Annotated in this window: 8 protein-coding genes; 3 read left to right on the top strand and 5 right to left on the bottom strand. The window is 36.1% G+C overall.

Annotated features, from left to right (window positions below; all coding sequences use genetic code 11):
• Window positions 1–586: 586 nt before the first annotated feature.
• Window positions 587–1,882: an RNA-guided endonuclease InsQ/TnpB family protein gene (locus ACP6PM_RS34805; RefSeq protein WP_426591440.1), complete on the top strand. Its 1,296-nt coding sequence runs from the start codon at window positions 587–589 to the stop codon at window positions 1,880–1,882.
• Window positions 1,883–1,977: 95 nt separating this feature from the next.
• On the opposite strand, the gene ACP6PM_RS34810 is transcribed toward ACP6PM_RS34805, so the two are convergent.
• A complete protein-coding gene (locus tag ACP6PM_RS34810; protein WP_426591441.1) occupies window positions 1,978–2,652 on the bottom strand; it encodes a DUF2301 domain-containing membrane protein in 675 nt (224 codons plus the stop codon).
• A gap of 376 nt (window positions 2,653–3,028) precedes the next feature.
• Between ACP6PM_RS34810 and ACP6PM_RS34815 the strand changes: the two genes are divergently transcribed.
• Window positions 3,029–3,658 (top strand): hypothetical protein, encoded by a 630-nt coding sequence (locus ACP6PM_RS34815; RefSeq protein ID WP_426591442.1) that lies wholly within the window; start codon window positions 3,029–3,031, stop codon window positions 3,656–3,658.
• 1,994 nt (window positions 3,659–5,652) lie between these two features.
• On the opposite strand, the gene ACP6PM_RS34820 is transcribed toward ACP6PM_RS34815, so the two are convergent.
• From ACP6PM_RS34820 to ACP6PM_RS34835, 4 genes are all read right to left on the bottom strand, one after another.
• The gene (locus tag ACP6PM_RS34820; RefSeq protein ID WP_426591443.1) at window positions 5,653–9,162 is read right to left on the bottom strand and encodes a choice-of-anchor I family protein; all 3,510 of its coding nucleotides are present in this window, start codon (window positions 9,160–9,162) and stop codon (window positions 5,653–5,655) included.
• A 350-nt stretch (window positions 9,163–9,512) separates the two neighbouring features.
• Window positions 9,513–9,725 carry a DUF6464 family protein gene (locus ACP6PM_RS34825; RefSeq protein WP_293098638.1) on the bottom strand — a complete coding sequence of 71 codons (213 nt, stop codon included), beginning with the start codon at window positions 9,723–9,725 and terminating at the stop codon, window positions 9,513–9,515.
• 236 nt (window positions 9,726–9,961) lie between these two features.
• On the bottom strand, window positions 9,962–10,084 hold the full coding sequence (locus tag ACP6PM_RS34830; protein WP_426591444.1) for a hypothetical protein: 123 nt from the start codon (window positions 10,082–10,084) through the stop codon (window positions 9,962–9,964).
• A gap of 1,307 nt (window positions 10,085–11,391) precedes the next feature.
• Window positions 11,392–12,312 (bottom strand): 2OG-Fe(II) oxygenase, encoded by a 921-nt coding sequence (locus ACP6PM_RS34835; RefSeq protein WP_426591445.1) that lies wholly within the window; start codon window positions 12,310–12,312, stop codon window positions 11,392–11,394.
• 294 nt (window positions 12,313–12,606) lie between these two features.
• Between ACP6PM_RS34835 and ACP6PM_RS34840 the strand changes: the two genes are divergently transcribed.
• Window positions 12,607–13,530 carry a nucleoside hydrolase gene (locus tag ACP6PM_RS34840; protein ID WP_426591446.1) on the top strand — a complete coding sequence of 308 codons (924 nt, stop codon included), beginning with the start codon at window positions 12,607–12,609 and terminating at the stop codon, window positions 13,528–13,530.
• Window positions 13,531–13,588 lie beyond the last annotated feature (58 nt).

A 13,588-nucleotide genomic window follows, 5' to 3' on the forward strand; every position in this document is an offset into this window, starting at 1 on the left:
AGGAGAGTAAACGTATTTAATTAGAGGCTAAACTCCCCCGACCTCCCCATCTCCCTATCAGAAGCGGACATTAGAAAGAAGTTATGAATTTGCCATTCAATGGATATTTCAGGAGAGTAAACGTATTTAATTAGAGGCTAAACTCCCCCGACCTCCCCATCTCCCCACTCCCCCATCTCCCCACTTCCCCATCTCCCCCCTATCTCCCTATCAGAAAAGGTTTTCAGGAGTTCCTTATCAGGGATAGCTTTCACTCGTGGGGTAAGGGGGGATAGTTGTGGGGTTGGGGGGTTCGAGCATTACCAAAAATAACACGGGAGCATGAAAGCCATCATCTTTTAAGTGATGGATGAAATGCGACTCGAATGGTTTTAACCATTCGTATCCTTTTCCTGTAATTTTAAACTATCAATCCAGTCTTCAATAAGTGCTGTTATGGTTTTGTCTTTTTGGGCAGCAGATAAATACAGCTGATTTCTTCTGCGCTCAGTGCGCTCAGACAAACGAATTGTTAATTAATGACTTGGTTTTCATACATACATATTTAGTGTATTTAGGTTAGTATAACATGAGGAGGTAAAAAACAATGTATGGATGCCAGTCAAATCTAATTAGTGCAGACAAGCAGTTAAAGGCTATACTGGAATTTATTGGCTCTGAGTCTCATAAACTGACTAACTGTGGGATTTATTATGCTCGTCAACTTTATTTGAAAACCTATAAAATTATTGGTAAATTTGACTTAGAGAAAGAGTATAAAAGAAACAAACATTATCAGGTTTTATACTCTCAAGCAGCACAACAAATATTAAGAAGTGTGGCGGAGTCTTTTAAATCATTCAAGGAGTTAAGCAAAAAGTATAGAAAAGGAGAGTTGACGGATAAACCTCATCTTCCTAAATACAGAAAAAAAGGAGGTTTGTCTCTTGTCACTTATCCTAAGCAAGCCTTAAAACTGGTTGACAATCAAATTAGAATCCCTTTAGGGAAAACTGTTAAGCGATGGTTTGGGCTTAATAGTTTCTATATACCAATGCCTTCTAATTTGAGTTTTCAAGAAATTAAGGAATTAAGAATACTACCTAGAAATAAGTATTTTTATGTCGAGTTCATTTATGAGCTTGAACCAGTCAAAACCGAGGTAAATGACGATCATGTATTAGGAATTGACCCAGGATTAAATAATTGGCTAACAGGAGTTTCTAGCCTTGGTACTAGCTTTATAGTTGATGGAAAACATCTTAAGTCTGTTAATCGTTGGTACAACAAACAAGTCGCTACTTTCAAAGAGGGAAAACCTCAAGGATTTTGGTCAACCCAACTAGCTAGAATCACAGAAAAGCGTAACCGAAAAATGATAGATGCCGTTAATAAAGCAGCGAGACTTGTTATTAATCACTGTCTTGATCATCAAATTGGAGTAATTGTTTTTGGATGGAACAAAGAACAAAAAAAAGAAAGCAATTTAGGCAAAAAAAACAATCAATCTTTTGTTTCAATTCCGACAGCTAAACTCAAAGAACGTATTAAACAATTGTGCAAACAATACGGAATTAAATTTGTTGAGACTGAAGAAAGTTACACATCAAAAGCCTCTTTTTTGGACAATGATTTGCTACCTACATTTGGCGAGAAACCCGAAGGGTGGCAACCATCAGGAAAGAGAACAAAAAGAGGGTTGTATTGCACTGCTCAAAATCAGTACATTAATGCTGATGCTAATGGGGCTGCTAACATAATTCGTAAAGTAAGCACAACACTTAAGTTTGATTTAAGTCAAGTGTCTAGGGGCGTTTTGACTCGTCCCCAGAAGTTAAAATTCTGGTCAGCTAAAAAGACACGAAGCAATGTGGTTTTAACCCATTGCATAGTATCCGATTAGAATCCTCCGTCATTTATGCGGAGGAGAAGTCAAAAATGAACCACAGTTTTAGTCTAGACAAGCTACTAGTCATATTTGCCCACCTTACCCATTAGCTAACTATCAGCAACTTTTTCCAGATTTTTTTGTTGATGTAGATATTCAAAAACACTTTTATCACCAATATCTGGAGGTATTGCTTGAAATGCCTTTCGCATAGCAAAAATTATAAATAGGAACGCCCAAATTCCTAATAAAAACTCTTTCATTTCAATTGATAAAAAACCAACTAGATGAGACAGGAGTAAAAAAGGCACCAAAGGTGTGAGTAATTTAGTTTCCAGACGGTTAAAGCAAAAAGCTTCTTTGAAATAAATACCAGTCAAAGCAGCAAAAGTAAAACCTACGCCAAAAATAGTGACTGGATTGTTGTAAACTGTTAAGGCAAGGGGCTCCCTACTGTTAATTGCTAAGATTACCGTGGTAATGGCCCCTATAAGCCAAAATAGCTGGAGTATTCGGTGTAAGCTGGCCATATAAATATGAATAGTGGCCAAACTTACACCTAAAGCCAGACAAAAACAGCCAATTAGGGGCGTAATTGCTTGAATAACAGTTGGATTTTCACCTTGCCATAAGACTAGGACACTGCCTAATGCAAAACTAAGGGCAGCTATCATTAAGCCAGTACGGTAAATAATCACACCCAGGCGATCGTTTTTAGTTATGGTAAAATCTCCGAACTGTCCTTGATAAACTATTGGTTCTGGAGATTGTAGTATTTGTGTCATAGTTTACTGCTTTTTTCAATTCTCCCGACCCCAACTTACCTTATGGTTTGGGTCTCATGCCGACATTAAGATCGAGTGCGAGTTTAATGTTGACTTCCTGATGCAACCGAGGCCGTCGGCAGTACCTCGTCCACAGGCATTAGTTGCAAGGCAAGTTTGCAGAGCATGACCTAGGAAAGCAATCTAACCAAGCAGAGCTAAACGTAAATTATAAGTTAATAATGACAATAATGCAAGGGTTAGATCGGGTGGAAAATTTGTGGTTTTAGGGAACAGGAAATCTAGTAACTAAAATACTCTACCTGGATGAGAAATGCTATACATTTCTATTAACTGTATATTTTTTAATTATCAACCTGGATAAAGGGAGAACTTCATGCCAAAATCTAATCAAAGACAAAATAAAAATAAGTCTCAACCTGATACCAGAGAGCTCAGACCAATTGAAATTGATGAGACTATTGTATCAGGGAAAACTACTAAAGTGAATGGTGGAGAAAATCTAACGATAACTGTACCTATTGAAGATTTTTTACAGCAGATAGGTGCTTTTCAAGGGATAGAAGGAGAAGATGAAGCAGAACAAATTCATTGGGAAGTTTTTGAACAAAAATTAGAGGAAATTTTCGCCACTACAAATCTAGAAGTTAATCCGACTAATTTAAAAAAGTATTTAAAATATCTGAAGCAAAATCTGACAATTCCTTGTTTAGTTACAGGTATGGAAGAATTTGAATGGGAAGAACATTATACAATGGGTCCAGGAAGTAAAAAAGAATATCAAAAGCTAAAAAAGACACAACCATCTTACACAGATCAATTTAATCTATTAAAATTAGATAATAAATTAGATGTCGAATACGGAATTTTAGCTGTATTGGAACGCACTACAGATAATCGAAAGTTTACATTGCCACTAGCGGATTTAGAAACAGTTGTAGAAGATTCTATTAATGCTGAATTATTAGAAGATTATTCAATGTGGTTTTTTACTTATTGTGACTGAAGTAATTATATTGTAAGTATTTAGCTATTAGCTATTAGCTGGAGCGGCATTAACTTATTCTTTTTGAAGGAAATATCAGAGTTGAAAGATGGAGCAAAAATTAAAAGTTAGTTTGATTAATGGATAATGGATAATGGATAATTACCTCTGGTTAAAACCGTTACGGAATTGAATATAAGGAAATATCCTAGCACTTTTTTTCCCCTTTCAAGGGGAGGCTAATAAATCTGAATTATTTAATTAATAATTAATAATTATTAATTCTTCGGTAAAAGTATCCTTTGCTAATCTTCCTAATTAATTAGTTGGTGCAGAATTATTACCACCGAAAAGCTAAATGGGAGCGCATTCCGCAGGAAAGGCGAGCTACCTGAATGTTTATGTTATATTATCTTCAATTAATTAATTGAATAGTTATAAATAACGAGTCAGGAGTCAGGAGGTAAAAGGGGAAAAAGAAGGTATAAAAAGGAGAAAGTTTTTTCATTACTAATTATCTGGACATGATATAATTCACATTCAGCAGGTCAATTTGTAAGATTAAAAGTAGTATACAAATCGGTGACTGGCTCAATATTTATACTATATAGATTGTATTCATTGACCTTTGTCATTCGTTAAACTGGGAATTAGATGATGGCCATTATTGAATGGCGCGATCGCTAAAACAAGTAAAAAGGTATTAATATCATATCCGGTTGAATATTTATAATTAAAGTTTGTAGTAGGGCTAAAGCCCTAAGTATGGATCGGGCTCAAGCCCAACTACAAACAAAAACTTTTTTGTTTCGCGCTCGCGACATGAAACGCGTCAGCGGAACGGAGTTCTATCGCGCTCTTATCCGGACATGATATAATATTTTTCTTCCCAGGAGATACAAGTAAATTGCTCAATGGCTCTGGCTGTGGCATCATAACTCTGTCCGAAAGGTATTAATATCATGTCCGGTTGAATAGTTATAATTAAAGTTTGTAGTAGGGCTAAAGCCCTAAGTATGGATCGGGCTCAAGCCCAACTACAAACAAAAACTTTTTTATCACTGATTATCCGGACATGATATAATATATTTCTTCCCAGGAGATACAGGTAAATTGCTCAATGGTCGGTATTTTTGACTATTTTTTCTATAGCTAGTATCTTGTTTTTGTCGGAAGATAAAATTAATTTTTGAGTTCTAGCTCTAAGTTTTAGCCAGTGAGATAACTCTACACCATGAAATTACCGGTATCCAATAACCACAAGTTTATATTTTTTTAATAACCGTAAAACTGGATTAATAACTGCCTTTTGTTCTGCTAAATTAGCATAGTCTTTTTTGTGCAAAATTTACCAGTAAAGAAGATTTGTCCGGTTAAATTGAATGGTTGAATTGAGTTGAAAATTTATTAACGGGACTTTAGAAAAAAATAGGCTAAAAATAAGCTCAAAACCTTATGCAGTAATGTTTTTACCTTAAATCAAATGTTTTATTGATATATCTAGGTTTCAGCAATTTTTTAGCACTGTGAGGTATTTCTCCTGCTAATACTGGGTTTGAAGCCATTTTCGGTGTAAAAAATCTCAAAGTACCGTTAAGAGTAAGCGGTCAAACTTACTCTTAGCTATTGACCTTGTTTATAGAACCCATTTGGTATCTTTTTCGAGCTAAATTAGCTTCTGAAATAGCTAGTATATTGAGCAATTTCGGGCACTTGTAATGGCCGAGTGGGAACTATTTATGCCAATAATGATTAAACCAAGAAACTGTAAAGCTGATTTAGGCAAGGATATCTCAAATGGGTTCTATAGAAAGAAACTCCCTACTCTAGTCTACCAAAATAAAAACTGCTAGAGTTGCTGAGTCATATTATGTTCGGATAATCACTTATAATAAAGTTTTTGTTTGTACTAGGGCAAGAGCCCTATCTACAGTTGGGGCTCTTGCCCTACTAAGAACTTTAATTATAATAACTATTTAACCGAACATAATATCAGTCTTGACAAGATAGAAATCTTATCTGATCGTAAAATTCTCAGCCGTGAGAGTAGGAGCGCCAGTTAGAGTAGCAAACTGACCGCCATCTCCAAAACCATTCTCACTACCATTAGCATTGTAGAACAAAGCACCATTATTAGAATTGTACACAATAATAGCTTGACTGGTAGCAGCATCATTATCATTATCTACGATCGCAAAATCATCTCCTAAAGTTCCACCAGAAGCAGTGGGAATTTCTGTGAAAGTCGTCAAGTCAAGCAGAATCAAATCTAAGTCTGGGTTGAAGTCTGTAATTTCATCTACCCCTAAGTCCGCCTGACTAAATTCACTATTGGCAGCAAAAATAAAGCGGTCAATACTCGCGCCACCAGTTAGGATATCATCACCCACACCACCATTGAGGCGATCGCGACCTTGACCACCACTGAGAATATCTTCCCCACTACCTCCTAACATCTGGTCATTACCCAGACGACCAATTAAGGTATCATCTCCATTTCCACCAAAAATAGTATCGTTTTCATAACCACCATTAACACGGTCATTACCATCACCACCACTAACACGGTCATCTCCGCGGTTGCCATTAATCTCATCGTTCCCAGCAGCACCATTAATAGTATCGCTACCACCCAGACCACTGAGAGTATCATTACCACCTAGACCATCAATGTTATCATTACCCGTACCACCTTCCAGGTTATCAGGTCCTGAAGTTCCCGTGATAGTCTGGTTTGGGGTAAACTCATAAACAGTAGTAGTACCACTAATTTCATTACCAACTACTAATAATGCTTCTCCATTGGGACTATCTTCTGGGGAGATAAACACAAACCCTTCTGGAGCTAAATCTCCTGCTGCTGATAGTTGCTCTGGGGTTGGGTCTGGGTCACCATCCTCGTTAGTATCAAATTCAACGGAGAAGTCACGGTTATTGATATATTGCACAAAACTTGGTTCAGTGGGGTTGCTAACATCATAAACCATGATTCCCCCTGTGCGTTCTAGACCAATAAAAGCATAGGTTTGACCGTCTAAAACTCCTGTGGTTATAGCTTCAGGTTCAGGACCAAAGTTATCGCTCCGAGTATCAAAAGTATTTTCGTCTCGGTCAGAATTGAAGTTATCTGGTAGTTCTTCTGCAGTAATTTTTTCAAAAGCATCGCCACTGTTGAAAACTAAGTTGCCTGCACGATCCCAAATACTGAAAGAGCGACCGCCATTCGCGAAAATTTGGTCGTAGTCGCCATCACCATCAATATCGCCGCCTTCCGTTGTCACCCTCAGACGACCTAAAGCAGCATCATCCTCAATTGCAGCAACATCAAAAACATCCGGGTCGAGTACATAATCTTCATCTCCTACCCGCGCTTCTTCATCAAGAGCATCAAAAGTTCTGACATCTCCTTCATCTGCTGTGACATAATAAGTCTCACCCTCTATCTCAAAGGAGGCAATACTATCTGGTTGCAATAACCCAAAAACAGGCCAGTTATTGAAATTAATCCCACCATCTCGATCGCTAGGGTCAAGTTGATTACTTAGTGTTGAGAAATCAATCATACCTAGAACTACTGGTACTGGTTCGGGGTTGAGAGGAACACTACCATCACCATCAATTTGTTCATCTAAAAGACCGAAGTCATTATCATTCAGTACCGCTAACCGTCCATCTGGTAGTAGTGATAGACCTTCTACTTTGTCTCCTGCAATATAACCAATGGAAGGTAAGTTAGTTACTTTAGTTTTATTAACTGCTTGAATACCTAATTCTGCTAAATCATCTGCCGTTTGTTGTTCTAGGGTTTCGCCCTCTGGTAAACTTGGCGCATCATCAGTAAGTAAATTAGTTGCACCTTTGATGTCTATTTCAAAGATAAACTTTTTGCCTGTTTCAGTAACAGAGGAGTCTCTTTCTATAACAAAGAATTTACCAGTCTCTGGATCGTAGACAGCATCTCCCATTTTATCAACTAATTGAGTAGGGTCATCCGGATCTAAAGTTGGTTTTTCTAAGAGATAGACATATTCTGCTACAGGTTCTCCAGTATTTGGGTCAACACCTAACATTCGGATAACACTGGAATTGTCGGAAGCATCGCGGTCAGGGTTTGCTAAGGGTGTTTGAATAAAGCTGTAGAGAATACCTTCGTCTGTATCCAGAGCAAGAGCTTCAAAACCACGGTTCCGGCGACGGTTAGAATATTCTGCTGGTAGGGTTTCTGTACCAAAAGTTCCTGCTGCTTCTCCTGCTAGTGCTCCTGTTCCTTCAGGTACAAAGCGATCTATGAGTGTTCCATCAGTATTAAAGTGGTAAATGGCGGGGCGATATTCATCTACAGTCCAGTAAGTACCGTCACCATTAATAACAATACCTTCCATGTCTGCACCAAAGGGGTCATATTCTAGGAGTTCACCAAATAGGTCTACAGGTTCTTCATCTACTCCTGGAATGTTAGGTAAACCTGTGATGGGAGTTGTACCGTCTTGTCTGGTTAGGAGAATTTGGTCAGTTATATCAATATCACCACTGTCTTCATCTAATGTAAAGCGAACAATTCTTGCTTGATAGTCTGGCAGAGCAAATGGTCTTTCATTAGCGCCGTCACCGTCTACATCTGTGGGTGCTCCATTAGGTCCGCGGTCTGGTACAGTAACAAATTGTAGGTTGCCGTCTTCGTCTTCACCCTCAAGCCATAAACCTGATAAACCACCCAGGAGAATTTCTTGACCCCCTTCAGTTGTATCTAAAACTGGCAGGTCGGAAAATTCAAATTGTGTCAGGTTAGGAATACCGCGACTGTAGTCTTTTACTCCCAATGGTAGAACATCTACAATAGTTGCATTGTTAATATCTACAACTGCCACAGCATTATTTTCTTGCAGAGTTACAAACGCTGTATTGTTATCAGCAGAGGGAGCGATAAATTCTGGTTCTAGGTCTTGAGCTGCAGTTGACCCAGGGCCATATATCCGCACGCCCCTGGAACGCAATTCCTCTTCCCGATCATTGAAAGCAGTGAAGTCAGCAGTAGAGACATCTGCTTGAGTTAAACTGTTTACTCCATCAGAAATGTCAATAATACTAACGGAACCTTCTGGGTCATTAGTATAGTCATCGTTGGGTTCTCCTTCATTTGCTACCAGGACTTTTGTACCATCAGAGGTAAAGGTAAGCATATCTGGTAATGCACCCACAGTCACTTGACTGAGTTCCTCTCCATCAGCATCAAAGAAGACAACTGTACCTGGGTCTTGTTTGACGTTAGCTTCAACCGCTACTGCTACGATACCATCATTAACTGCAACACTATTAGCAACTGCACCGAAAGGGGAAACATCTATTTGATTTATGAGAGTTGGGTTGGTGGGGTCGCTAATGTCTAATACATCAATACTAAGACTATTGGCATTGACAACAAACACTCTTTGTGTATTGCGGTCATAAGCTGGAATTTCAGCAGCACTCTCATCGAAAAGTCCTGTTTCATAAGTACCTAATTGTCGGAGTTGTGGGTCAGTCATTAATCTTCCTAGTTGTATATATGTTTAATACACCGAGGGTATATTAGCAGTTTATCTTTAAGAAAAGTTTAATTATCTAATTAAAAATCAAACTTGGCTTATAAACATATAATCAAGGAATTGTCAACTGTTCCTGGCGATCGCCTGGTTAAGTAATTAATAGTTAACCTTTTTCTGAAATTATTGTTATCTAATACCGTTTCAAGGAAGTCATGCATTCAAAAGTTAAAAGTTAAAAGTAAGATTTTATAGGCTCAAAACTTTGACGCGCTCAGTAATTTCAGGAAATTATTTCACATTTAAAGTTTGAAACTATTTGTGACATCTTGAAAGTGAATTGGTATAAATAACTATTTTTGTGGTTGATAATGATGACATTGGTCGCAATTTCCGGTTGGGTTAACAGCACAAAGCAAAAATGGAGAATGAGCATTATAAATGCAGGTAGCTTTCCGGTCAGTAGTTTTGGCTAATAAGTTTAATTTTTGTTGATGGTATGCAATTAGTCTTTTGATATGACTATGAGATTGTAGTCTCATTCTCTCCATTCCTAAGTTTTTCATTTTTTCAATATATTTTTATTATTAATTCTCATACTTAAATATACCATAATTAAAGATTAAACTGGTTTTCGATTTAAACTACATGAGATTAAAGGAACAAGTGGCTTTCACTCCTACTAATCATTTTTGGCTGTTCTCTAGCTTAAATCAAGTACCTAAAAGCTTGTTAATAGCAAACCTCTAAATTCAATGCTCAAAAATAACTTTATCGGAAAATTGGAAATAATCAGGTTTATTTAACCACGGCTTGTACCTTCTTTATAGGGAACAGGAGGATCTTCGTTGGAGCGACTAACAAACTGATGAAAAATTTCTTCTGCTAATTCATCAAAATGTTTGACTTCCAGATTATTTTTCATTTTTATATTAGGCAATCCTATAATTAATACTATGGATAATGCCCATAGCACAAAATCAAATTTATTGTACATATAAATCACCTATGAATAATAAGTTTTTAAATTAAACATTAGGAGTTTGCTGAAAGTACAGTTGTATCAATAGGTAAATTTTTAATTCCTGGCTAATCGATTTCTATAAATCAGATAGGAATAATAATTAGCTGTTTAATAATTGATACGTTTGTCTAAATTATTCTTCAGATAAAAAGCTGGGCTTTACGTAAAATCAATTTTTTTTTATTTACGGAATAAGAAATATTCAAGTTGTATGTAATAATTATTGCAATTAGCGCGTCGCTTATCAACCGTAAATCAACCCCGAATAATAGGTTACAGCAGTTTCGGAGTTAGTAAGGTACAAAGTTTTATCACTTTAGTAAATAGGGAAGAGAGATTAGTCTTCAACTGTACCTCACCATCCGCGCAAAGTACTGTAATTTTTGCTATCAATATTGCTATCAATATATTAATAGGGAGATGGGAGAATGAAGAAATTCAGAAATAGCATCATTTTTTGTATTTGATATAAATAATCTCTAAATAATTAGCAAAACAGAAAAAAAAATATTCCCTCTTTTTATTGAGTGGGAATATTGCTTGATGCTTTAGTTGGCAAAAAAAATTATTTGTACTGAAGTCAAATAACTAGGAAAAGAAAAAGTCGGAGTTATACCAATTTTATCAATGTTTTCTACAAATAGCTAGGGGATTTTTTAGGAGTCAGGAGTTAGGAGTCAGAATGAATAACTTTGATACCATTTCTTAGTTCATAATTTATCTTATTAGTCAAAAAGACATATCCTGTAAAATATGTATGATTGCCCTTATTATTCGTAACATTATTTTTTCAAAATGGTATTATATTACTAAATTTATTTTCATAAGCAAGTACACAAAATTAATTAGACATTTTGTCAGACTGAATCCCTTATACTGTAAGACCCACATCAAATTAGGGTAGTTCAATAATTAATAATTAATAATTATTAATTACCTCTTCTTTTTAAGAAGAGGATTAGTTAAAAGAAAATTTTGTTCTTTTCTCTTGGTCGATTGGATATGGCGTTTAGCGCTCCGCACAACGCGCGTTAACGCTGCGCGACAGCCGAAACGACAGCTTTTTATCCTTGAAAGGATAGGCTTTAAACCTTAATTTTTCGGTAAACAATTTTGTTTAGGTGCTTAGTATTATGAGTCCTGAATTCTATCTCCTGACTCCTCCAATTTCATCTGCTAATAATTAATTCTGTCTCCTAACTTTTTCTTCAAAACACCAATCTTCTAATCCAACCATTAACTGTAAAGCGACTATGTTCAAATGCTCTGGAAGGACAAACTACAGGCATTACTTCATGTCGGCAACGGCTGTTAAAAAAGACGATTGAATTATTAGCAGGTGTAATAGTTTGATAATTCTGATGAGTTATTGCTTCACCACCTTTCAATTCAGTATCATAAATTCTCAGTTCACCTCCAGAAAAAGCTTTGGGTTCTTGATAAAAATAATAAACATAAGTAATTTCTCTACTTGCTGTTTTTTCGCTACCTGCATCGTTGTGAATTTTGTAATAACATCCATCATTATGTGCCGTTAGTTGCACTTCAATTTCTGATATCTCGAAGGGACGAAACTTTAGTTTAGTTAATATTTCTGGCAAGGTTTCTAATATTTTGCTTTGAATAAGTGCTGATAATTCAGGAAAGTATTGTGAAAATAGTACATAAGATTGGCGATATTTATCTGCTTTAGTTGTTGTGGTTGATTCAATATATTGGTCTCGTTTTTGAATTGCCTCCTCTATAGCTTTTTGATTGTCTTCAGGTAATAAAAAGTTTGTAATTTCCACATAATCAGCAGATAATAAATTAGGTTTTACTTGTATTCTTGGTGGTGCTTTACTCAACGATTTTGTTCCTAAATTATTTGTCTGTAGTTCATTGAGTTGTTGTTGAGCTGCGGATACTAATGTAGCTGGTGAGTGATTATTTTGCTGAGATAAAAGACCAGTCATTTCTAGAACTCTTAGAGCTACTGTTGCTCGTTCTTGTGCCGGAAGTTGTTGATTTTTAAGAATTTCTTCTAAAGTATCAATTGACTGGTGTAGTAATTTGTTTACCCTTTCTGTGGCAACAATATTTTGATGATTAAAATTGCTATTTTTGTTTACTTTTGGTTCTGTGTGCATAATGAAACTCGATAATTTACTAGAAGTTTGATAATACTTTACCTTAATAGTTTATCTTATTGATTTGCAGATGAGATGTATGTAGATACTTAAGTTAATATTGAATTCTCAAGGATATGTCTCAACTTCTCCTAAAATTACATAGAAATTAGCAGTTATATCATGTTCGGTTAAATAGTTATAATTAAAGCTCGTAGTAGGGCTTTAGCCTCATCTATAAGTTAGGGCTAAAGCCCTACTACAAACAAAAACTTTTTTATCACTAATCATATTGAAATCTAATTTTTAATATCTATGCCCAAAAAACTTGTACTGATGGATCATGACGGTGCTGTAGATGATTTTCTCTCCACTGTTTTACTAATGACTATGGAAAATGTTCAACCTTTAGGAGTAATTGTAACACCTGCCGATTGTTATATTGAACCTGCAATTAGTGCCACTAGAAAAATTTTAGATTTAATGGGGTGTTCTGATGTTCCAGTCGCAGAAAGTACAGTCCGTGGTGTTAATCCTTTTCCGGTTTTATTTAGAAGAGATTCTTTTGCGGTTGACCATTTTCCAATTTTAAATGAGAAGGAAAATATTGATACTATTTTAGTGTCTGAACCCGGTCAAAATTTCATAGTACAAGTTTTAAAATCAGCACCGGAACCTGTAACATTAATAGTAACTGGTCCCTTAACAACTGTTGCTACAGCTTTAGATATTGCTCCAAAAATTGAGTCAAAAATTCAAGAAATTGTCTGGATGGGTGGTGCATTGAATGTACCGGGAAATGTGAGTAAAGATATAGAACCTGGTCAAGATATGTCTGCTGAATGGAATGCTTATTGGGACCCGTTTGCGATTGAGAGAGTCTGGCAAACTCAAATTCCAATTGTACTTTGCTCCTTAGATATTACTAATAATGTTCCCCTAACTTCTGAATTTTCTCGCAAATTAGGCAGGCAAAGAAAGTATCCTATTTCCGATTTGGCCGGACAATGTTATGCCTTGGCAATTTCTCAGGATTATTATTTTTGGGATATTTTAGCAACTGTTTATTTAGCACATCCAGAATTTTATCAACTAAAAGAATGGGAAACTTTAGTTATTACAAAAGGAGTCAGTCAAGGTCGAATAAAAGTAGAAGCTGGTGGGCGGAAAATTATGGCAATGGAAAAGGTAGATACAGAGAGTTTTTATCGTTATATTCTTCAACAATGGGCGCGGTAGAAATAATTAAAATTAATAATTAACAATTACTTTTAAAGATAAGATTTATAGCAATCGG

Source organism: Dapis brunnea BLCC-M229, from assembly GCF_050015995.1.
Taxonomy (GTDB): domain Bacteria; phylum Cyanobacteriota; class Cyanobacteriia; order Cyanobacteriales; family Microcoleaceae; genus Trichodesmium.

Bases quoted from the DNA above. Each gene is read 5' to 3' on its own strand.
- ACP6PM_RS34805 (WP_426591440.1), top strand. From the start codon at position 587: ATGTATGGATGCCAGTCAAATCTAATTAGTGCAGACAAGCAGTTAAAG.
- ACP6PM_RS34810 (WP_426591441.1), bottom strand. From the start codon at position 2,652: ATGACACAAATACTACAATCTCCAGAACCAATAGTTTATCAAGGACAG.
- ACP6PM_RS34815 (WP_426591442.1), top strand. From the start codon at position 3,029: ATGCCAAAATCTAATCAAAGACAAAATAAAAATAAGTCTCAACCTGAT.
- ACP6PM_RS34820 (WP_426591443.1), bottom strand. From the start codon at position 9,162: ATGACTGACCCACAACTCCGACAATTAGGTACTTATGAAACAGGACTT.
- ACP6PM_RS34825 (WP_293098638.1), bottom strand. From the start codon at position 9,725: ATGAAAAACTTAGGAATGGAGAGAATGAGACTACAATCTCATAGTCAT.
- ACP6PM_RS34830 (WP_426591444.1), bottom strand. From the start codon at position 10,084: ATGAAAAATAATCTGGAAGTCAAACATTTTGATGAATTAGCAGAAGAA.
- ACP6PM_RS34835 (WP_426591445.1), bottom strand. From the start codon at position 12,312: ATGCACACAGAACCAAAAGTAAACAAAAATAGCAATTTTAATCATCAA.
- ACP6PM_RS34840 (WP_426591446.1), top strand. From the start codon at position 12,607: ATGCCCAAAAAACTTGTACTGATGGATCATGACGGTGCTGTAGATGAT.